The 22572-nt window shown below is 36.4% G+C and carries 16 protein-coding genes; 2 read left to right on the forward strand and 14 right to left on the reverse strand.

The genetic code is table 11. The features are described from left to right. Position 1: 1 nt before the first annotated feature. From tagH to JOC76_RS09730, 11 genes are all read right to left on the reverse strand, one after another. Positions 2–1636 (reverse strand): teichoic acids export ABC transporter ATP-binding subunit TagH, encoded by a 1635-nt coding sequence (tagH, locus tag JOC76_RS09680; protein ID WP_205177400.1) that lies wholly within the window; start codon positions 1634–1636, stop codon positions 2–4. Between the two features lie 18 nt (positions 1637–1654). Beyond that, entirely contained in the window at positions 1655–2458 is an 804-nt protein-coding gene (locus JOC76_RS09685) for an ABC transporter permease (RefSeq protein WP_205177401.1), read from the reverse strand. Positions 2459–2571: 113 nt separating this feature from the next. Next, complete coding sequence (locus tag JOC76_RS09690) at positions 2572–3678, reverse strand: capsular polysaccharide export protein, LipB/KpsS family (protein WP_205177402.1); 1107 nt, start codon at positions 3676–3678, stop codon at positions 2572–2574. 15 nt (positions 3679–3693) lie between these two features. After that, positions 3694–5847, reverse strand: coding sequence for a capsular polysaccharide export protein, LipB/KpsS family (locus JOC76_RS09695; protein WP_205177403.1), 2154 nt, complete (start codon positions 5845–5847; stop codon positions 3694–3696). Positions 5848–5973: 126 nt separating this feature from the next. Next, a complete protein-coding gene (locus JOC76_RS09700; RefSeq protein ID WP_239557652.1) occupies positions 5974–6402 on the reverse strand; it encodes an HIT family protein in 429 nt (142 codons plus the stop codon). Positions 6403–6417: 15 nt separating this feature from the next. Continuing rightward, entirely contained in the window at positions 6418–6942 is a 525-nt protein-coding gene (locus tag JOC76_RS09705) for a KdsC family phosphatase (protein ID WP_205177404.1), read from the reverse strand. 10 nt (positions 6943–6952) lie between these two features. After that, the gene (locus tag JOC76_RS09710) at positions 6953–7927 is read right to left on the reverse strand and encodes a KpsF/GutQ family sugar-phosphate isomerase (RefSeq protein WP_205177405.1); all 975 of its coding nucleotides are present in this window, start codon (positions 7925–7927) and stop codon (positions 6953–6955) included. Positions 7928–7980: 53 nt separating this feature from the next. Continuing rightward, positions 7981–8808, reverse strand: a complete 828-nt coding sequence (gene kdsA, locus JOC76_RS09715) for a 3-deoxy-8-phosphooctulonate synthase (RefSeq protein WP_205177406.1) — start codon at positions 8806–8808, stop codon at positions 7981–7983. Further along, positions 8801–9535, reverse strand: coding sequence for a 3-deoxy-manno-octulosonate cytidylyltransferase (gene kdsB, locus JOC76_RS09720; protein WP_205177407.1), 735 nt, complete (start codon positions 9533–9535; stop codon positions 8801–8803). Before kdsB ends, kdsA begins: the two co-directional genes overlap by 8 nt. A 15-nt stretch (positions 9536–9550) precedes the next feature. Continuing rightward, positions 9551–10879 (reverse strand): capsular polysaccharide export protein, LipB/KpsS family, encoded by a 1329-nt coding sequence (locus JOC76_RS09725; protein WP_205177408.1) that lies wholly within the window; start codon positions 10877–10879, stop codon positions 9551–9553. Positions 10880–11669: 790 nt separating this feature from the next. Further along, a complete protein-coding gene (locus tag JOC76_RS09730; protein ID WP_205177409.1) occupies positions 11670–14606 on the reverse strand; it encodes a S8 family serine peptidase in 2937 nt (978 codons plus the stop codon). A gap of 355 nt (positions 14607–14961) precedes the next feature. Here JOC76_RS09730 and JOC76_RS09735 point away from each other — a divergent pair, with 355 nt between their 5' ends. Continuing rightward, positions 14962–16509: a glucosyltransferase domain-containing protein gene (locus JOC76_RS09735; RefSeq protein ID WP_205177410.1), complete on the forward strand. Its 1548-nt coding sequence runs from the start codon at positions 14962–14964 to the stop codon at positions 16507–16509. A 42-nt stretch (positions 16510–16551) separates the two neighbouring features. Here the strand turns inward: JOC76_RS09735 and JOC76_RS09740 are convergent, their stop codons facing one another. After that, positions 16552–17856 (reverse strand): SpoIID/LytB domain-containing protein, encoded by a 1305-nt coding sequence (locus JOC76_RS09740; protein WP_205177411.1) that lies wholly within the window; start codon positions 17854–17856, stop codon positions 16552–16554. A gap of 319 nt (positions 17857–18175) precedes the next feature. Between JOC76_RS09740 and JOC76_RS09745 the strand changes: the two genes are divergently transcribed. Beyond that, positions 18176–19600, forward strand: coding sequence for a transposase (locus JOC76_RS09745; protein ID WP_205177412.1), 1425 nt, complete (start codon positions 18176–18178; stop codon positions 19598–19600). Positions 19601–19897: 297 nt separating this feature from the next. On the opposite strand, the gene JOC76_RS30445 is transcribed toward JOC76_RS09745, so the two are convergent. Next, on the reverse strand, positions 19898–20029 hold the full coding sequence (locus tag JOC76_RS30445) for a cytochrome c family protein (protein ID WP_275591347.1): 132 nt from the start codon (positions 20027–20029) through the stop codon (positions 19898–19900). Positions 20030–20187: 158 nt separating this feature from the next. Next, positions 20188–22332 (reverse strand): S8 family serine peptidase, encoded by a 2145-nt coding sequence (locus JOC76_RS09750; protein ID WP_205177413.1) that lies wholly within the window; start codon positions 22330–22332, stop codon positions 20188–20190. Positions 22333–22572: the final 240 nt, after the last annotated feature.

The following is a 22572-nucleotide window of genomic DNA, read 5'->3' on the forward strand; positions in this document are numbered from 1 at the left end:
ATTATTGCTTATTTAAGGTTTTTATAGTCATACTGCCTTCATTCTTATTCACAATAACTTCGTAATCCTTTATATATGTTAAAAACTGATTTCCAGTTGAATCCTTAAATACTGCATTTGATTCCAAATTTCGAATAATATCATTATCAGTATTGATATTAAGTATTTTCATTTTATTGCATAAATTTGTGCTATCAAAAAAATATTCAACGTTATAATAGTTATATACTTGAACCTTTTCTCCATCTTCACTAGTCATTTCTTGTGATAGACCGCGAATATTTTTCTCTACTTGATTATAACTTAGACCTAAGTGTTCCATAAAAAACATATAAGAACTGGAAAATGTTTTCGGAGCGGCACCAATAATATCTTGTAAGTTATAATCAGATACCTTTGGATTGTTTTCAAGGATAGATGCTGTATTAGCTTTAATATATCCGATACTATTATCAAAATTAATGGAGTAAGCATTATTGCTTTTTTCTACTATTTGAACAGGGCTTGCAAAAGATAAAGTTCCAATTTTATTTTTAAAATTTGGATCTGAGTACATATCCACGTTTTCTCTTGTAATTAACCCCTTTTTATTAATGGATTCTTTTTTTATTTGATTTGCCTTTGGCATAGTAATTTTATTGGAAGCAATATTATTATCCGTTAAGCCTAGAGATTTACTATTTAGGATTATTAATGGATCCTGTTTTGTAAACATAAGTAGTATCGTAATAGATAAGAAAAGTAATAAGAACAGAATTTGTATGGAAAACAACCATCTTTTAAAGGAATTATTTTTCTTTTTCTTCCCCTTGAGGTTTCTCCTTGTATGTGAAAGTTCATTTTTTCTTTCAAGAAATTGTTCTTGAAGCTTTTGAGTTCTGTATTCCTTCTTTTCTTTTTCATTTAAGGAATTAAACCAGTTTATAAATTCCTTATATTCTTTCAAGACTTCTTTACTGTCGCCAAATTTATGGATTTCACCAAAGTGTAACCAAAGTACTTTATCACAGAAGTTTCTTACTTGAGATATTGAATGACTAATAAAGAAAATGGTCTTCCCTTCGCTTTTAAATTCCTCCATCCTCTTTATACACTTTTCATAAAAAGTTTGATCTCCAACAGATAATGCTTCATCAATAATTAGAATATCCGGATTAGTATGAATCGATATAGCAAAACCAAGCCTAGATTTCATACCACTTGAGTAATTTTTTACGGGCTGATAAATGAAATCACCTATATCAGCAAATTCAATTATTTTTGGAGTAATTTTACTTATTTCATCATTTTTAAGACCCATCATTAAACATTTCAAACGAATATTTTCTAGGCCACTTAAATTATTATTTAACCCAGCTGCGATGGCTATGAGTGAAGATTCTCCATTTAAGGTAACCTTCCCGGATGTTGGAACACCAATTTGGGCTAATAGATTAGAAAGTGTTGATTTTCCGGATCCATTTATACCAATGATCCCAACACTCTCTCCTCTATATACCTCAAAGGATATGCCTCTTAAAGCCGTGAAACTTTTCCTTTTCTTTTTTATCGCAAGGACATCCAGCAATTTTTCTGACTGTGTTTTATAAAAGCTGTATGTTTTATAAACGTTATTTAATCTTACTATTGGCTCCACCGAATTCAAGCCTCCATTTTACAAATAATCAAAGAAGTTTTTCCTAAATTTTAAATGCAATGCAGCACCAATAAATAAGATAACTAATGTAAGAGCCCAGAAATATAACGTGTAGGCCCAATCCTCATAAAACCATGTGTTAAATAAGAGGGATTTTCGAAACCCATCTACTAAATAGTAAATTGGATTTAACATTAACAAATTTTGATATATGCCAGGTAATTTGTCTGTGCTCCAAACAATTGGAGTCATGAAAAAGAGCATTTTCATTGTTGTTTGTAACAATGCTTGAAAATCTCTGACGATTGTAGAAAATGTTGAAAAAAACAAAGTGAATGAAAATAAGAAAACATATAAACAAAACATATAGTAAACCAATTGAATAAAGAAAATATTTGGATGAATCCCGTTTAGAAGAACTATTATTATTAAAAGAAGCAGCATCACAAGAAACTGAAAACTATTACCGATAATTGTTACAGATGGCAGGATGCTAACTGGAAACTTCATTTTGGAAACAAGGTTTAATTTGGAATAGACACTATTTGAGCCTTGTGTGATAGAAGGATTGATAAAAAACCAAGGAATTAATCCAGAGATTAACCAAACGAAATATGGAATTCCATTAACTGGGTGACCCCCACGTATACCCATTCCAAATATAAACCAATAAACAAAGATTTGAACGAGAGGATTTAAAAACTGCCAGAAGACACCCAAATAATGCATTAAGTATTGTCCTTTAACTTCATAAAATGCTAGTCGAAATATTAAATTAAAATTAAATAATTGTTCTTTTATGACTTGTGTTATTTGAATCATATTATAGCTTCCTATCTTATTTCGTTAGGATTGATCATACACTGAGTTTGAGTTTCAATATAACTATTTTCTAAACCAAATGTATATATTCCTTATCTTTAGATGGTTACAATTTATAAATTAGATGCAATCCGTTTAATCGTTTCTTCAAGTGATAACTGTTCTTTTGTGTAGGGGTCTGCATATCTTGGATATAGAAGATACGCACCTGCAAAAATCTCCTCAACAGATAATTTTCTATTTCTACGACCAGTAATCTGACGATCATCCGTAACTCCCCAACCTGAATAGAAGGGCGCCCCTACAGTCGTTACCGTAATTCCTCTTAGGAGTGCTTCAAATCCAGATAGTGAAGTGATGGTATAAACATGGTCGATCGTTTTAAACGAATCCACCAGACTTAAAGGTTCCTGAATTACTTTGGCAATATGCTTTATCTCATTAGGATCTGATTGTTTTGGCCTTCGACCGGTTAAAACATCAGGATGCGGCTTGTAAATAATCTCTGCATCTGGATTTTCTTGGTAAGCTAGCCTTACAAGGTCGTTATTGGTTATTCTCTTACTACATCCTTTGAGAATAGACGCATCATCCTCAACTTGGCCAATAACCAAGATTCTCTTTTTCGTCTTCTTCCCGTATATTTCATGAACACTCTTAGAGTCAAGATGATTGTATTTGCTGATTCCTAAGTTAATTAACATCTCGATACACTTTCTAGATTGGTTAAGTAATTTAGGATTTTGCTCAAAATCATATTGATTTAGAATGTCCTCAAGATCACTTGGTTTAGTTGAGTCAAAGTACATTCCTTTTTTATCAAAACATATTGAATATGGCGGTGTATGCATAGATCCAAGTCCAACAGATCTCACAAAGCCATCTTCGATACGATAAACAGGGATTCCTTTCGTTTCAGCATAACGGCAAATCTCTTGATCTCCACCAAATCCCCAAATGATAATTACCTTTTTTTCTAATTTCTTTAGGATTGGTGATAACAAAAAAAGGCTTTTTTCTGCTGGGATAAACATAATTTCATACTCATATAACAGATTTTCAATATATGGCCGCTTCCACTTTGAAACATTAAATACTAGGGCTGTGGTACTTTGTCTCTTAGAATCGATTTTGAAGTACCAACTGATAATATTAAGAATCAGTAGGGCAAATTTAATTACTTTCTTTACCTTCCTTTTCATACCTAAACGTAAATTCATGGAATTTCCTTTGTTTTAATCGTTATTTTTGTTTTCCGTTAAGTAATTAATCACATCAAATATTGTACCAAGCTGATTCGTTGTTGGATTTAAATACCGGCAATAAAGAAGATAGGCTGCTGCAAAAATTTCCTCTAGATTTCGGGCCCTCTTTCTTCTATCAATTTTTAAGCGGTCAGAGGTTATTCCCCACCCTGCATAGAATGGCATACCAAAGCAATGAACTTCTTTTCCTAACATGAGAGCCTCAAATCCAAGCTGTGAAGTAACAACATACACCTTATCAAACTGTTCTACTAATGACAATGGATTACAATCATCATAAATAAAAACGGCGTTTTTACCTACATTCCTAGGAGTTAAGTTCCCTTCTTTTTTACCAGAAATCACATCTGGGTGGGTCTTAATAAAGATATCAGCATTAGGATTCTCTTTAACGGCGGCTTCATACATTTCTTTGAAACGCTCTTTGTCCGCTAAACCTAGTGTAATGGACATATCCCCTAGCGTTTGATCGACCACTAACACTCGTTGTTTTCCAGCATCCAAAAATTTAGCCGAATCGATTATGGGAGCATGATTATATTTACTTAAATAATTTACTCTAATCAATTCCATTGATTTTTTTGCATCTTGTAAAAGGTCTTCTCTTTCCCAACCGCTTGCATTAAGGATATTTTCGAGTCTTGATGGTCGTGTGGCATCGTAATAAATTCCGACATTATCAACACTTATCGAAAGTGGTGGGGCACCATCCACACCTAAACCAACTGAACGTAAAAATCCATCCTCTAATCCTACATATGGGATATTATATTTTTCTGCTAATGCGATGGCTTTGTTTGCACTTTGTTTCATACCCCAACCAGCAATATACGTTAAACTTTCCGTCTCCTCATATGGATTAAATTCTAATTCAGACAGAAAGAAAGAATCCAGATTTGGGATTGCTTGAATTCCTTTTGATAGTATCCCAATTTTACCTCCGACCTCATTCTTGATGACTGATTCAGGATGTAAAAGTTCCGATTTCACATGGTATGCATGTTGTTTGTTCTCTTCTTGCTTCTTCATGATTCCAATAAACGAAAGAGCCTCTTCAATGGTAATCATTCTTCTAGTAATTGGATGCATATATTTTGGATAGAGAATGTATGCAGCTGCAAAAATCTCTTCAATTGTTAATTGTTGATTTCGACGATCAACCTTTTGACGATCATCCGTTAATCCCCATCCAGAATAAAAAGGCGCACCGAACGTTGTTACAGAAATCCCTCTTAATAAGGCTTCAAAACCAGAAAGTGATGTAATTGTATATACATGATCAATTGTTTGGAAGGAATCAGTCAGACCTAGTGGTTCAGTAATCACTTTAGCAATATGAGCTACCTCAGCTGGATTTGATTGCATTGCCCGCTTGCCAAATAATACGTCAGGATGTGGTTTATAAATAATCTCTGCTTCTGGATTCTCCATTGCAGCAAGGATAACCAGTTCATTATTAGTAATTGGCCTAGAACTACCTCTTTTTATGGATTCATCATCTTCCACTTGACCAATAACTAATATTCTCTTTTTTTCTTTATGTCCATAGACTGCCTCAATATTCTTAGAAGAGACATTGTTGTACTTACTTATATTTTGTTCTTTGAGAATATTGATACAATTAACAGCACGATTTATTAAATCCTTATCAGATTGAAAATCATACGTATTTAAAATATCCTCCAAATCACTTGGCTGTGATGCATCATAATAAAGTGCCTGTGAATCCATAACTAAGGAAATCGGGATACTCTTTGAAGCCCCAAGCTGAACTGAGCGAATAAATCCGTCTTCTATTCGATAAAGAGGAATATTATTCTTTTTTGCAAACTGCAATAGACCTGATCTTTCTTTGTAGCCCCATACCATAATAACTTTTTCTTTGTATTTTTCAGCCTTATTGATAATCGACAACATACTTTCTTTATCATCAATAAATACTACATCATATTGATTTAAGTAGTCCTGTATGAAGGAGTGCTTCCACTTGCTGAAACCTAATAAAAAAGCAATCGTCTTTTCCGTCTCCAATTTTGGCTTTAACCGCTTATGCAATATAGCCACTCTCAAAAATTGATTCTTGCCTACTACCTTTTTAATTATTTTTTTAAGCCTTTTCTTCATCGCTTCACCTTATGTTCCTATTGAAATAAGAGTAGTCCCGTTAGTTTCTTCAACTATATGTCCACTAATTCATTATTTTGACATTCTAAAAGCACTAGTCCTAAAAGTACCTAGTGCCTTCGTTAATTAATTAAATTGTTTCTTAAGAGCTTCAAGAAAAGCGAGATATCTTTCCTCACTGACAGTTGGCTGCCTATTTACCTTTTGCTGTGTTGCCTGCTCAATCAAACCTAAACCTTTTGTTGTATCTTCTTCGTCACGAGGAATTATATGGAAGTGAAGATGTCTAACAGCTTCACTAATTGTGACAACATACACTCGGTCGACTGACAATTCTCTTTTTAAAGCTTCTTCAAGACGTTTGATCAATGGTCCAACCTTCACCAATTCTTCATCCGTCAATTCTGACCAGTTTTCTACATGCCTTTTTGGCTCAATGTACATGTATCCAAGAACTTGTGAAGATAGTGGACCAGGATTGACGATCCAATCTTCATCTTCAAAAATTGGATTTACTAGTTGCTTGTGTTTTTCACAAATTGGGCATTCAATCATCTGATCCACTCCTTATTATTGCGTTACTCTTATTTTTCCGTTCAAAAAGTCTGAAATTAATGCCGGGTAATCAATGGATTGCTGTAAGATATGTTCAATAATTTCCCTTACAGCACCTTCACCACCATTAGAATGTGCAACATATTGTACTTGTTCTCTAACTAATGGGACTGCATTGTTCGGAGCTGCTCCAAAGCCCACTACCTTTAGAATAGGCAAGTCATTAATGTCATCACCAACATAGCAGATTTCATCGAAACTAATCTTCATGTCAGCCATGATTTGTTCCAGGACTTCCAGCTTTTGATGAATCCCCTGGTAAACATAGTTGATTTTAAGTTCACTTGCACGCTTTGCTACCGCTTCTGATTTTCTTCCAGTTATAATGGCTGTTTTAATACCTGTATAGTGGGCAAGGCTGATACCCATTCCATCCTGGGTATGGAAGGCTTTATACTCATGCCCATCAGAGCCAATATAAAGCTTTCCATCTGTTAAAACACCATCTACATCAAACACTATTAATTTAATATTTTTCATTTTCGATTCCTTACAATCCTAGATTCATTAGATCATGAATATGAATCATACCAATCGGTTTATAGTTTTCATCCACGACAGGTAATACATTCACTTTCTTTTCTTCCATCAAATGGAATGCTTCCGCTGCTAACATGTCTTCTCTTATAACAATTGGCGCATAATTGCAAAGATCGCTTACGTTTTTAAATAAGATGTCTTGCTCAAGAGCAAATGCTCTTCTAATATCGCCGTCCGTCACAATCCCTATCATATGGCCCTGCTCGTCTACGACACTTGTTGCGCCTAAACCAACAGCTGTCATTAAAAACAAAGCTTCTTTAACAGTAGCATCTTCTAAAATCAATGGATTTTTTCTAGTCGATTTAACCACATTATTAACAGTTAATAATAACTTTCTGCCTAGTGAACCCGCTGGATGAAACACAGCAAAATCTTCTGCCGTGAAATCCCTTGCTTCCAAAAGCGCAACCGCTAAGGCATCTCCTAATGCTAGGGTAACCGTAGTGCTAGTTGTAGGAGCCAGACCTAACGGACACGCTTCTTGAACATCACCAATACATAAAAAAACATCTGATTTTCTTGCCAATGTTGAATCCGGGTTCTTTGCAATTGCAATAATCTTGGCGCCAATACGCTTAATAGAAGGAATTAGATGCAGGACTTCTTCACTTTCTCCGCTATTTGAGATTGCAAGGACTACATCATCCTTCGTCACCATTCCTAAATCCCCATGAAGTCCTTCAGATGGGTGTAAAAATAAAGAGGGAGTACCAGTACTTGCCATCGTTGCGTTGATTTTTCTAGCAATAATTCCTGATTTGCCGATACCTGTGATGACCACTCTGCCTTTACACTCTAGAATCATATTAAGGGCATCATTAATTGACTCGTCAATGACATTTTTTAAGTTAAGGATTCCCTGGGCCTCTTTTTCCAGCACGCTAATCACACTTGCAGTAAAATCAACTTTAACGTCTAACATGTACTTCTCCCCTTTTAATCATTCTATCTTTATTTTTATTTTTATTTTAATAATTAAAGTTGTTTAACTAAGCGGTCAATCTCGATGATTGGTTTTAATACTTCTTCTAAGTTATCTAATTTAACCATGTTAGGTCCATCTGAAAGGGCATTGTCTGGATCAGGGTGTACTTCCATAAAGATTGAATCGATACCAACAGCAGCTGCAGCTCTTGATAAATATGGAACAAACTCACGCTTACCACCAGTTGTTGTACCATTACCACCAGGAATCTGAACACTATGAGTTGCATCAAATACAACAGGTGCACCCAATTCACGCATAGTAATGAGGGAACGCATATCAACAACAAGATTGTTATAACCGAATGTTGTTCCTCTTTCAGTTAAAAGAATTTGCTCATTACCTGTTTCTTGTAATTTTGTTACAACATTTTTCATATCCCATGGAGCTAAGAATTGTCCTTTTTTCACATTTACAATCTTGTTTGTTTTACCTGATGCCACTAATAAATCTGTCTGTCTGCATAAGAAAGCAGGGATTTGAATAATATCTAATACTTGACCAGCAAGTTCTGCCTGATACGTTTCATGAATATCAGAAGTTACAGGTAAATCAAATGTTTCTTTTACTTTCGCAAGAAGTTCTAAACCCTTTTCAATGCCAGGACCTCTATGAGAGTAAATAGAAGAACGGTTTGCTTTATCGAATGAGCCTTTAAATACAAACGGAACATTCAATTTAGTAGTAACTTCTTTAATTTTTTCTGCAGCCTCCATTACAAGCTGTTCACTTTCGAGCATACAAGGACCCGCGATTAATACAAATGGATTGTTACCACCAAATTTAATATTTTCATTAAGAGTAATTACTTTAGACATATTGTTTTAAACCTCCTAGGATTTCTTCAACTTTTTGAATATCTTCAGGTGTATCAACACCCACTACTTCATAATTTGTCTCAACAACCTTGATATCAAACCCATTTTCTAATAAACGTAGCTGTTCTAACATTTCAACTTCCTCTAAAGATGATTGAGGAAGATTAACAAAATCTTTTAAGATTTCTTTTGGGTATAAATAAATCCCTAAGTGCTTAAAATAAGTGTGTTCTTTTTTGGCACGATTAAATGGGATGGCTGAACGTGAAAAATAAAGTGCACTTCCACAGTTATTAGTTACTACCTTAACAACATTAGGATTATCAATATCTTCTTCACTATGAATCTCTGTTTTTGCTGTAACAACGGATTCAGGTGATTCTTTTGCAGCCTGTACAAGGGCATCAATTAATTCCGCCTTGATTAAAGGCTCGTCCCCTTGGATATTCACATAGAAATCTCCATCAATTTTAGAAGCTACTTCCGCAATACGGTCTGAACCTGTTTCATGGTCCGTACGTGTAAGAACTGCCTTACCACCAAAAGATTCAACGGCTGTTTTAATTAACTCATGGTCAGTCGCCACTACGACTAAATCTAGTTCCTTACTTTTACTTACTTGTTCATAGACGTGTTGAATCATTGGTTTATCGTGAATCAACGCTAAAGGCTTTCCTGGGAATCTCGTAGATCCATATCGGGCTGGGATTACACCAATTGCTTTCATTAAGAACACCTCGTTTTAAATTAATTGATTTAGTCTTGCTGCCAAATTTTTGGCGGTTTGTTCATTTGGTATGCTAATGGTTCCTTCGACTTGATAAATGAACCTTAGGTAATAGATAAATTTTTGTATTCTTTCCACATTAATTGGAGTAGATAATGCTTTTTGCAAATCTAGATGCAAATTCTTTGGATCATTAACTTTATGAACTACACCCGCAATATTATAAAGGGCTTCACCTAACGTAAGCACTCTTTTATTTTTTGTTAAAGCTTCAATGCCCACAGTAGAGTTAATGGTTATGACGGCTTCTGATTTTTTGATCAGTTCCTTCACATTGCATTTTTCCAAGAAAATAACTTCATTGATGTTTTTATATCGATCTTTTAGGTCTTTGTAGTTATTCCTTGACATATCTTCAGGATGTTCCTTAACGATTACCTTAAGATGACGATTATTTTCTTTATTAAACTTTAAAACGGCTGAATAAACATAGTCTAAAAGCCCTTCCATCGTTTCTATGTTAGGAGAGTTATAGAAGATCTGAGTATCTCTTGAAACCTGAAATGGAACAAAAACATATTCATCTGGCAAGTCAATTACATCATTATTCCGCCTTGAAAATTGCATCTTAAATAAGAAGTACCTTATGGCCTGCGGTAAATTAATATGGACGTAGTAGTTTGGATGTAAACCAATAAATCCCCCGAACATTGATAAAGCTTTCACAAAAGCTACTCTTAACAAGTTTTCCTTTTTTCTTTTTAAATGCAAAGGGTGTTCAGCTTTAAATAAGAAGTTTTCTAACCTATTATAATCAACTTTGATAGAATCGTAAAAGTCGGCATCTTGTCTTACCGATGATGCAGCGTTAATTCCTTTGGGATCACATGTTACTGTAGCAGGTCGGAATAAACCATCCTCAAAGCAAATGACTTTTAATCCCCTTTTTTTGGCTAGATAAGAAGTGACACGATCTATCCAATGATAACCATTAAATAGACAAATCACGTCAATTTTGTTTTCTACTATAAACTTATCAATATAGTACATATATCTTTTATAAAGGGTTAATGTCTTTTTTGAAACCCTCTTTTTCAATATTCTTTGGATATATGTCACATTGTAAATTTCCATATTTAATAATTCTTCATTTGAGATGGGGTATTCTTTTTTATTTACTTTGAAGGGGGCGAAAACTGTTTTAATATCTCCGCTTTTAAACAATAAATCACCTAGTTCCAACTTGATTAGGTAACTGCAATGGCCTAGTTTATTTATTTGGTTAGCAACATCTATAAAAAATTTCTTGTTTCTGTTGCCTCGTATAAATAAAAAATTCGCCATCTATTTTTTCCCCTTTTTTTCATTTGAATATCTTATAATAAAATTCACCCATTTTAAAACTTCTTTATTTAATGTAAATAAATTGTAAAATTCGATACTTTTTTGTAATAAAATGTATGGAGCATCAAGCACAACTATAATAATATACTTTAACACAAAGAATTAAAAGACCTCAGACGAATTTACAATCAATTTCCAAATCCACCAAAAGACCTATTTTTTATTTATAATAACTCAAATAAGTTCAATTTTTTATAAAATATCATAATAATAGTGAAAAAGGCTCTAATTATTTTATCATATATATTAAAGAAAATGTCGTAGAAACACTATACAATAATTCGTGTATTTATGACAGTATTCGACAAAAATAAAAAGCATGTGATTATGGCAATTTTTATTGCAGATTACAGATTAATCAAAACCGCACGCATAATGCCGTTGTGGAATTGTAGGATAAAAAGGTTCAAGTTAATTAGGAATTGGCACTATGCGATCATTTGTTATTATGACATAAAAATTTTAATTATAAAACACGAGGGATGAAACAGGCATCAACCGGACAAGAAGTAATTGTTGAGACAATTCCTCTTTTCTACATTAAAAATATATTCGTTTCTAGGACGGTTCTCATGCTTCGAAAGCAAAGAACCGCCCCTTGATGCTACTTCCTCGCAAACGAAACAAAAGCTGACTTTAAAATTCTTCAACGAACTTTTAGTCAGCTTTTTTGTTTAATAACAAGGTATTAAGGGGAAATTAAGTTTGCTCTGACAAGATGTAGGAAGACTTAGTACGCACTTACATCAAAAGCATCAACAGATACGACCGTTCCAGTCGACCCTGTTGGTTTCGTCCCTTTATTTATAACCTTAATCTTATGTGGTCCATATGATAAACCACTTATACTATACATCGGAACTTGATATACGGTTGAACTAGAATACATACTTACCGTCTTAACGAGCTTTCCGTCTAAATAGATGTCCGCATTTCCGCCATTAGACCTAGTAAAGCTTAATAAGGTTACGCCTCTTCCAGTAAAGGTATGTTCCACATATGCATTAGCTACAGTTGAATATTTAGCCGCACTAGCTGAATGATAAGTAGAAGATGATGCGCTCCAGGTACCGCTATAAGCCAATCCTAGCGCATTTTCTTGGATTGGATAGCTTCCATATTTCTGCGAAACGACAAATGCGTCTAGCGTAATAGTGGTTCCTGTCGAAGAAGTTGATTTTTCTCCTCTATTCACAATCTTAACCACATGAGGTCCTTTAGATAAACTCGTTGTAGAGTAGAGTGTTACTTTGTACTTCGTTGTACTGGAATATTGATCAGCTGTTTTCACCAAAACTCCATCAACATAAATATCCGCTTTGCCTTGATTGCTTGCTGTTTTCCCTAAAACCGTTAATCCCTCACCGGTAAACTTATATTCTGCCGCATTCCCTTTAACGGAGTTATATTTTGCTGCTCCTCCTGAGAAACTGGTCGAGGATTGTGACGTCCATGTGCCACTATAGGTTATGTTTGCGTTATTCTCTTCTACTGTCGCAGATTGATTATTGGTCACAACAATCGAGTCGATATTAATGGCAGTGGATGATGCTGATGCATTCTTTTGTCCCGTCCATTCAATCTTTAATGTATGGGTACCTGCTGCGAGACCTGTCTTTTCATAGACCGAAGTATTATATTGGTTTACCGTTGAATAAAGGTCTACCGTCTGTGCTGCACCATCTAACGTCACCTTTGCCATTCCCTGCTGTTTGTTTTTCAATGCATTGTACTGGATGCCTGTCCCATTGAAGACTAGTTCCACACTTGATTTTGATGCATTAATCGTGGAGTAGGAACCGCTTGATGCATAAGAATTCGCAACAACACTCCATGGATTAGTAGATACATAGTTTAAATATCCACTCTTGTTATCATAAATTCCGGCTGTTGTTCCAAGTGTGACCGATAGAGTATACGTACCTTTGCCGCTGTAGGCATACGTATCTAGATAGTAGGTTCCTGCAGCTGGCGCCACAAAGGTCACGCTTTCGCTAGATGTTCCTCCTTTTTCTGAGGATTTTAATATACCATCACTTGATTTTACCGTCGTTGCTTTGGTGTCATATAAATATAAATCAAAATCTGTTCCAGCAGCGCCTGAAAGACTAGCTGTTATTTTTTCACCTTTAGATAGTTTTACGGCGTACACATCATCTGTGTCAGTTGCTGCGTCTAAGCTGTTAGATACCTTTGAACCTGTCCATGCAGTTCCAGGAATATCGTTATCATTATCCGCAGTGTAAGAAACGGCCGAACCAACATTAATCAAGCCGCCAGAGACCACTTTTCCTGTTAGAGAGGATAACTTTTTCGAAGTATCCATTAAAGCTTGTTTAATATTAGCCGCTGTATAGCTAGGATGAGCCGCCAAAACAAGGGCTGCACTTCCTGTCACATGCGGTGTTGCCATAGAGGTTCCACTCATATATTGATAGTCATTGTTATAGTCGTTAGCAAACGCGTACGGAGCTGTACTATAAATATCCTCACCAGGTGCCGCAACATCAACCGATTTCGCCCCGTAGTTAGAGAACCAGGATAAGTTTCCGGTATTATCAATCGAAGCCACCGAAATAATATTAGGCAGGTCAAAGGCCGCTGGATAACTTGGTGTGGAATCCGTGTTCACTCCATCATTTCCGGCCGCAGCCACAAATAGGCCATGATAATTTTTGATTGCATCATAAAGTGCCTGATCGTAGGTGTCACTGCCCCACGAGTTATTTAAGATCTTGATGCCCATCTTGTCCGCATATTGGATGGCCTCAATGGCATCCGTGTCATAACCACCATCTGGTCCCATGAATTTTAATGACACTAACTTAACATTTGGCGCAACACCGATAACTCCTACATTATTGGCAGAAGCCCCAATGGTTCCCGCCACATGTGTACCATGCTCGTCGCCATTATTGGAATCATAAACAGAATTATCATTATTATAGAAGTCCCAACCGTTGATATCATCGACATATCCATTATGGTCATTATCGATGCCGTCGCCTGCAATCTCACCTGGGTTCACCCAAGCATTGTTTTTAAGATCAGGGTGATTGAAATCGATTCCTTCGTCCACCACTCCGACGACCACGTTTGCACCAGTTGTTTTCGCCCAAGCTGCTTCCGCATTAATATCCATTCCCGCTGTTCCATCATAGCCATTCACATTTTGACCAGTATTTTTTAGTCCCCATAATAGACTATAATCGGGATCCGTTACAGCATATTTGGTCACTTTGTAGTTTGGCTGAACATAGGCTACATTTGTAGACTGTCTTAATTTAGCAATCGTCTGATCGACTGAGCTGCCATCCGTGATTTTATAAAGTTTAAAACCTGTTGAGCCAAGGTCTTTGGACTTTTTAATACCGGCGCCTTTTTCCACTGTTCCAACCGCTTGGGCATTAACCGTTTTATATTTTACTAGAACTTCATCTTTTGAAAACTCTTGTTTTTTAGATGTTTTAACCACTGATTGTACTTTTGATTTTGCGGCATTATTATGTACCTGAATCACATCTGATACTTTATTACTGCCTTTTTTAACATTTGTTGTTGTTACCGCCTTATCGCTCGCAACACTTGTGTTTGCACTTGCAAGTGGTGCCGCACTAACGATTAATAAGGACGATAAAATGGCACTAAATACCTTTCTCCCTTTCACCAATGAAACCTCCCAAAATGACTTATCGAACCTTTTGATTTCCCTATTCTAATCTAGTATTTCTAACTCCTTTCCTATGGTTTCACACTTTTCCAATGAAACTATTATACTGCAAAGGATGGTAAAAAAGTACCAAAATCTATTTGATTATTTACTATACTCATAGTGGAAATTACTAGGAACTATTGGGTCTGTTCATATAGACGGAGTTCGACTTGTAACGAGATTAATAATTAAATAATTATAGTTTTTTCAAAAAAACCGTATCTTTTCTATTATAAATGGCTATATAATCATTGATGGTTATATAGGATTGAACTGGAAATACTTTAGAGTAATTTGAGGAGTTTTAAAAGTGCGAGATTTTTTAAAAAATGAAAAAAATGAATTTCTAGCGTTTGTCCAAAAAGCAAAGTTTCTTTTAGTGATTACCATCTTTTTTATGATTCTCAGTTACGGAATTAAACTATTTTATTTTGATTTTTCCATTGATACGGAAGCCATCCTTGATGATTATCCACAACAAATGGATAATTGGTTAAATGTGAATCGGCTAGGTTTGGTTTTCACGAAATATCTATTGTTTCACCACCGATTTAATCCGTTTGTGGCGAATATCTTAACCTTTTTTACGTTTACGATTGTTTGTTATTTCCTTAGTTACTTGGTCCATCGAATCTTAGGTCCCGTTTCCAAAAGTGCGGGAATGTTCATCCTACCGATTCTCTTTTTGACACATCCGATTTTTGCCGAACAATTTAATTTTACTCTACAAAATTTTGAAGTGGCATTGGGAATCTTATTCCAAGTGCTCGCCTTATTGTTGACGTACTATTATACCCAGAAAAACTATATCATTTTTCCCGTCGTCGCGATTGTTTTAAACATCTGGAGTTTTTTAACCTATCAGGCCTTATATTCTTTCTTTATTACTGGGGCAGTTGTGAGTATTCTTCTCATCCTTTGTCGGGACCAAAAAGAATCGCAACCAAGATCCTTCTCAACTTATCTGGTGATTATTTTAAAATATTCGTTGATTTATTTGCTTTCATTTATCTTAGCGCAGTTACTCGCGATGACGTACACCAAGATCATGCACATTCCTAGCGGCACCTACTTAACGAGACAAATCTTATGGGGGAAATTACCCACATCAGAAGTTATTCAGGAGATTCAAAAACAGCTCTCGACAGTCTTTTTTGCGAAAAATGCTAGTTTTTATAATTATGGCTTTATCATTAGCACCATCTTGGTTCTGTTTATTTTTATCAAAAAAATAGTGAAACGTGTTCCGTACATTTATTTAGAGATTTTTGTCTTTTTGGTTTTGTATCTCTCTCCTTTTCTGCTTACTATCATTATTGGGCAGGGAGAAGCGATTCGGGCACAGATGCCGGCACTTGAATTAGTGATTGCTTTTAATTTTTATTATGTATATTGGTCTTTAAACAATCATTGGCTTCGAAAGGCACTGGTCACGTATTGTTTGATTCTGGCCTTCAATCAAAGTTATACAGCCGCTAATTTATTGTTCTCGGAGCATGTGAAATATGAAGAGGATGTTACGTTAGCGAATCGAATTAATGTTCAATTGGATAATTTGGGTGTGGGAGACCGTGCTGATTATTCATTGGTGATACTTGGGAAGCATGAACCGGAGTCCGTTGTGGTTGTGCCGGGAGAAACGCTTGGACATTCTTTCTTTGCCTGGGATATCGGAACGAAGGCCGGTACGACTTATAGAGCCATTGGCTTTATGCGGATTTTGGGTTATCCCTTTAATAGGCCGACTAGTAAGCAATTGGATTACGCTCATTCGATTGAAAAGGAGCTTACCGTGTGGCCGAAGAAGGATAGTATTCGCATTTCTGGTGATTTGATCGTTGTGAAGTTGTCTAACTAATTAAAGGGGCTGTCCAATCGTTGGACAGCCCTTTTGTGTTGCTTAATATGGCTTGGTTAAAACCGTTTTAGGATAATAAAATGCTAGGATACTGTTGTATTTTATTCCTGCCCTCGCACGGTTGTGGGCACCCTCTTGACTCATGCCTACACCATGACCTTTACCTGAACCTGCAATCGTAATTGCAGTACTGGTAACGGATTGTTTGGATAGTAACGTGCTTGGCATCACGTTTGTTCCGATAATACTTCTGATTGTATCAGCGATTGCACTAGTATATGTTTTCGTTTGTAGCTGCAGCTTACCCGTTGCATCCTTTTGGTCTTTTACATAAAACGTAAATTGAAAATCGCCCCGTATTACCCGACCGCTAGTTGTATTATCATAAAACTTCAGTATTGGGACGCTGACGATCTTAATTTGCTTATTCGCATAACCATTTTTGCTGAGCCATGCTTTAATATTGGTCGATATGGTCGGATCTGCTTCATTTGTTTGATCCCACCAGACTGCAGGATTTTTTAAATCTAATGAAGTCGTATTGATTTCTTGTTTATGTACCGTAGTGCTCCACACGATTAGGGTATCATAGGTATCTTTCTGAACCGGAAAGTATGGAAGCGGAGTCGTGCCAAATTCATTGTAATTGCTCTCGGTCATACCGCCATCAGAAGCTGAAAATAAGGTATCAATTACTTTTCCATTATAGGTAAGAATTTGACCAGCTGTTTCTTGCGTCGCGGCAGTTGAATTAGGGTACAATTTGGCGGTTCCAACGTAATACTGATAACTCGTTGTATCATTGATGACTTTGCCTACACGGTAATAGGCATAAGTTCTTGCCGCTACCGCCTGTGCTTTAAGAGCCTCAATATTCCATGAGCCACTCATTTCAGCTGGGACGACACACTTAATGTAATCTTCCATGTAAATGCTATTGGTCACACCAACATATTTTCCACCGTCGACCGCGAAACTAAAACTTCCTAAGTATGTATGGCTGTCTAAGGTTGCCGTGTCATTTCGGTTACTTGTTTTGATTGATAAATTGTCTTTCGTAGAAAGTTTGGTTGTACCATCATATAAGCTTATGTATGGCTTTGTACTTCCATCGCTTTGTTTCACAGTGGTTACTTTTACGGTATACGTTTTCGCGGTACTTAACTTGGTGGTTGTCCCATTTAGGTAGTATGTTCCCGTTACCTTTACTGGAATACTGGTTTTGTTTGCCAAGTAGTTTACTAGTTTTATTTGCATTTGGGGTTCTTGTTCAGCTGCAGCTGATGGATTTGGTGTAAATCCTAATAAAATAAACGCTATTACGAAAAGACTTAATAGTTTTTTCATTCGTTACTCCTTCCTGTTTCTCCATTTTCTCTTATTTTTCTCCTATTCTAAATTTTACCATAATAATATTGATAAAGAATGATAGATTTATGAATCTTTAAGTATTAAAGGGCAAAAAAACCTTACCGGGTAAAAGGTTCAGGTAAGGTTTTCAGGGACAAACTTCATTGTTTTACGATTCCACAGGCAGAACGCACCTTATTTTAATGAGGTGATGAATGCCTGTTTTTTTGTGCTTTCTTAAGTCTTATTGATTGAATATTCCTATAATTATCTATATAATATATTATACAGAACATACGTTCGAGGTGTTAGTGAAATGGCGAAGGAGAAAAAATCACGCTATATAGCGGAACTCGATTTGCACTTAGAGACATTTCAACTTCATATATTAGAAACTAGATTTGAAATTGCTCGTCATATCTACAATGCTTGCAAGGGTAAAATGCTAGAAAACATTTCTTATATGAGAGCCGATGAGGAGTATAAATCTTGGCTAAGGGAAGAAAAATCCGAAGAACGTTCAATTGCACTTAGGAAAATCAGGGAAAAATTTAATATCTCTCAAACCGGGGCTGAGCGAATCGTCAAATCAATGGGTAAACACTTTAAACAAAAGAAGCCAAAGAATCCAAAACATAAACAAAAAGTTCATTTAGATTCGCATGTCGTACAGAAAATTGCCCTTCAAGTTTGGAAATCTATTTCTGACTATCTTTTCAATAAAAGTAAAAAGGTTCATTTCAAAAAGTATGGACAATTCAATTCGGTAGAAGGAAAGAATAATCAGGCTGGTTTAACTTACGAAAACGGAATATTGTATTGGAATGGTTTAAAAATGAAAGTGCATATTCCAATGAACGATACATACATCCAAAAGGCATTACATGATGAAATCGCCTATTGCCGTTTAGTTCGTAAGACTATTAGAGGGAAAATCAAATATTATTTACAGTTAATTCTAAAAGGTATTCCTCTACATAAACAGGAATCTTGTGATGGAGAAGTCGGCATAGATATTGGCATCTCAACCGTGGCTGCTGTGTCCAATAAAGAAGTTATCATTGAGGAATTTTGTGAAGGCTTAGATATGTTGGAGAAAGAAAAACGACTAATTCTGAGGAAAATGGATAGATCTAGGAGAGCGACCAATCCTAATAAGTACCATGAAAACGGGACTATAAAAAAAGGGAACAGAGATAAATGGATACGTTCTAAGCGTTATTGGAAACTATTATTTAACCTAAAAGAAATCTGCTATAAGATCGCCGCTGTTCGGAAAATCATGCACAATAAACTAGCTAATACAATCCTTAAGATGGGTAACAAGGTATTTTGCGAAAAGATGAATTACAAGGGTCTCCAGAAAACGAAATTCGGTAAGAGGATTGGATATAAAGCTCCGAGTATGTTCTTAAGAATCGTTAATACAAAACTATCTTATCAAGGAAAGGAGATTGAATATATCAATACCTGGACGGTAAAAGCCAGCCAATATTGCCATATTTTAAATGAGTTTCAAAAAAAGAATTTATCTCAACGGTTCCATGTCTTCCCAGATGGGACAAAAATACAGAGAGATTGTTATTCTGCCTGGTTAATTAAAAACGTAAATGAAACGAAAAATAAAGTAAATAGAGAGAAGTGTTTAACCGAATTTTCACCATTTTTTGAAAACTACAAAAGAACCGAAGAAACTCTTCGGTCATTAAATAAAAAATTTATATCTAGTATCGGGTTTTAATATTGTATTTTACAAACCTCTGCCGTGTTGAATCCCACGGAAGAACAGGAAATCTACGACGTGAGTTTTAGGTATCTCTTGTTTGGCAGGTTAAAAGCCGGATGCGAATACTAAACGGCGACTGGAAACTCTCTGGTTACCGCCATGTCTAAGACTGTATTTCTTATGCGTGGAAGAGCTGTTCATTCGCGAATGTTGCATGGAAAACTCGTGAGTCTGAACGACAAGAACCCTCCTCTTGTTTAGTAAGGAAAGGGAAAAGTACATGCATTCTTCATTTAAAGAAGGTCTAATTTTTTAGAACCACCCTATTTCAATGGGGTGAGGGTTCAGTTGCATTTGCGGTTCTTGTCCTGCATCAGCTGGCGGTTTGGGGATAGATCCCAATAAAATGAACGCCAATACGACAAGACCTAATAGTTTTTTCATTCGTTTCCCTATTTTCCGTTATATTTGCACAATTCTATATTTTACCATAATAATACTAATAAAGAATGATAGATTTATGAATCTCCAAGTATTAAAGGGCAAAAAAATAAACCTTACCGGGTAAAAGTTTCCGGTAAGGTTTTCAAGGACACACTTCATTATTTTACAATAATCGTATCAAGATTCACGCCGGTAGCGGACTTTTTAACTCCTGTGGCTGCTTTTCCAGTCCATTCAATGGTTAATACATGCCTACCTGCTGCGAGACCTGTTTTTGTATAATAGGTTTGTTTATAGAGATTAGAAGCAGAGTACAGACTTGTTGTTGTACTAACACCGTCTACTGTAATCTTAACCATTCCCTGTGATGCATACTTCGTACCTGTTAACGATACGGATGTGCCATTAAAGACAAACTGCGCCTTCGCTCCTGCCGTATTTGTTACCGCATAGGAGCCACCTGATGCACTTGTATTGCTTGAAGTGCTCCATGCAGGAACATAGCTAATTTCCTTCGCTGTATTTTCATAGGTTGCCGCGGTTGCCCCTCTTTTGACCGTTGCTGTATAGCTTCCTGATCCACTGAACGCGGAAACATCTAAATAATAGGTGCCATCTGCTGAAGCAGTATACGTAAAGGTCTCACTAGATGTGGCGGCCTTTTCCGAGTAGGCCACAATTCCTGCACTGCTATTAACGGTTGTTGCGGTGTTATTGTATAGGTAAATATCAAAGTCTGTACCCGTTGCTCCAGATAAGGTTACAGTCACTCTTTCACCCTTTAATAGGTCCATAGAGTAAACATCATCTTTGTCATTTGTCGCGTTGGCCGTAGTGGTTATACTGGTACCCGTGAATGGAATCCCCGGTATATCGCTGTCAGGCTGGTACGCAAGCGCCTTATCCGCTCTTGCCATACTGCCTGTTAATACTAGCCCTTGTAAGGAAGAAAGTGGGGTTGAAGCTTTCAAAATCGATTGCTTGATAACAGCTGGCGTATAGGTTGGATACTTACTAAGTAATAGGGCTGCTTCCCCAGTGACATGTGGTGTCGCCATGGATGTACCGTTGTAATAATCATAAGCATCGGCATAATCTCCATAGAGTGGTGGTACTGAACTTAGGATACTGACACCAGGTGCAGCAATATCAACGCTTGTCGCACCATAGTCGGAGAAATCGGCAAGATTACCAGTGTTATCAATTGCCGCTACCGAGATAATATTTGGCAAATCATAGTTTGCTGGATAATGTGGTGTGACATCATTGTTTTCTCCATCATTTCCTGCTGCCGCTATAAATAGGGAGTTGGAATCTCTAATGGCATCGGATAATGCTTGACTGAAGCCGCCTCCACCCCATGAGTTGTTGGTGATTTTTACCCCTTTTGCCTTGGCATAATTGATGGCTAGAATCGCATCCGATGTATATCCCCCATCAGGTCCGATGAATTTAAGCGGCATGATTTTGACATTTGGTGCTAAACCGGTAACACCAACGGTATCAGCTGTTCCAGCAATCGTCCCGGAAACGTGCGTACCGTGTTCATCTCCGTCAGCCGAGTCAAATACAGTATTATCCTGATTAAAGAAGTCCCAGCCGTTGACGTCATCAATATACCCATTCTTATCATTGTCAATGCCATCGCCTGCAATCTCGCCTGGGTTTTTCCAGATTCGCGCCTTTAAGTCTGGATGGTTAATGTCTACCCCTGTATCGATAACACCAATGACAACACTAGTACTTCCTTTGGTGAGTGCCCAAGCTCCTTCTGCACCAATATCAATACCAGCTTTACCATAAGAGCCCAAAATCGATTGACCTGTATTCTTCATTCCCCATAATTGGCCGTATAACGGGTCGGATACTGCATCTGGTTTTATGAGGTAGTTCGGTTCCGCATACTCGACCTGCGTTGATGCATTTAGAGCATTAAGTACATCACTAATTGGAAGGTTTGCATTATAGGTTAATAGTTTTGTTGTGGAGTTATTTAAATTCTTTTTTGTTTTTAAATTATATTTCGATGCTAATGCACCTAGACTTTCTGTTGAGTAGGCATTTTTATATTTTACAATGACTTCTCCTTTTTTATATTGCTTGTTTGCATTGTTTTTAAATGTTGCGGTTACTTTTTTGCTGTTTGGGTTTTTGGCTGGAATCTGAATAACTGAGTTGACCTTTTGTGATGCCTTTTTGAAATTTTTGGTTCCGCTTGGGTCATTATTTGCCGCAAAGGCTGGAATGCTGCTAGCAAGTAATAAACCGATACTTACTAATAATGCTGATGTCCTTTTCTTCATACCATCTCTCCCATCGACTATTGAACTAGTAAAAAAACCATACGCGTCTAATATATTGACGTGGGTAGAACCTTATTACTACTTTTCGTTATATCGAATCATTTTTATTTTGGTCGTTTGAGATAACTATAGTAATGGGGATGAGAGGAATTTCTGATCAAAAGAGGATTATGACCGTTTTGGAGAAAGAGTGGACGTTGTGGGCAATATAATTCGTTTTTGTGACCGTCTTGGTGAAAA

The sequence above is a fragment of the Neobacillus cucumis genome, from assembly GCF_016908975.1.
Taxonomy (GTDB): domain Bacteria; phylum Bacillota; class Bacilli; order Bacillales; family Cytobacillaceae; genus Neobacillus; species Neobacillus cucumis.

What these genes read in the sequence shown, in the direction of transcription:
- JOC76_RS09750 (WP_205177413.1), bottom strand. Translation starts at nt 22,332, where the DNA reads ATGAAGAAAAGGACATCAGCATTATTAGTAAGTATCGGTTTATTACTT.
- JOC76_RS09745 (WP_205177412.1), top strand. Translation starts at nt 18,176, where the DNA reads ATGGCGAAGGAGAAAAAATCACGCTATATAGCGGAACTCGATTTGCAC.
- JOC76_RS09700 (WP_239557652.1), bottom strand. Translation starts at nt 6,402, where the DNA reads ATGATTGAATGCCCAATTTGTGAAAAACACAAGCAACTAGTAAATCCA.
- JOC76_RS09740 (WP_205177411.1), bottom strand. Translation starts at nt 17,856, where the DNA reads ATGAAAAAACTATTAAGTCTTTTCGTAATAGCGTTTATTTTATTAGGA.
- JOC76_RS09685 (WP_205177401.1), bottom strand. Translation starts at nt 2,458, where the DNA reads ATGATTCAAATAACACAAGTCATAAAAGAACAATTATTTAATTTTAAT.
- JOC76_RS30445 (WP_275591347.1), bottom strand. Translation starts at nt 20,029, where the DNA reads ATGAAAAAACTATTAGGTCTTGTCGTATTGGCGTTCATTTTATTGGGA.
- JOC76_RS09690 (WP_205177402.1), bottom strand. Translation starts at nt 3,678, where the DNA reads ATGAATTTACGTTTAGGTATGAAAAGGAAGGTAAAGAAAGTAATTAAA.
- kdsB (WP_205177407.1), bottom strand. Translation starts at nt 9,535, where the DNA reads ATGAAAGCAATTGGTGTAATCCCAGCCCGATATGGATCTACGAGATTC.
- JOC76_RS09710 (WP_205177405.1), bottom strand. Translation starts at nt 7,927, where the DNA reads ATGTTAGACGTTAAAGTTGATTTTACTGCAAGTGTGATTAGCGTGCTG.
- JOC76_RS09705 (WP_205177404.1), bottom strand. Translation starts at nt 6,942, where the DNA reads ATGAAAAATATTAAATTAATAGTGTTTGATGTAGATGGTGTTTTAACA.
- kdsA (WP_205177406.1), bottom strand. Translation starts at nt 8,808, where the DNA reads ATGTCTAAAGTAATTACTCTTAATGAAAATATTAAATTTGGTGGTAAC.
- JOC76_RS09695 (WP_205177403.1), bottom strand. Translation starts at nt 5,847, where the DNA reads ATGAAGAAAAGGCTTAAAAAAATAATTAAAAAGGTAGTAGGCAAGAAT.
- JOC76_RS09725 (WP_205177408.1), bottom strand. Translation starts at nt 10,879, where the DNA reads ATGGCGAATTTTTTATTTATACGAGGCAACAGAAACAAGAAATTTTTT.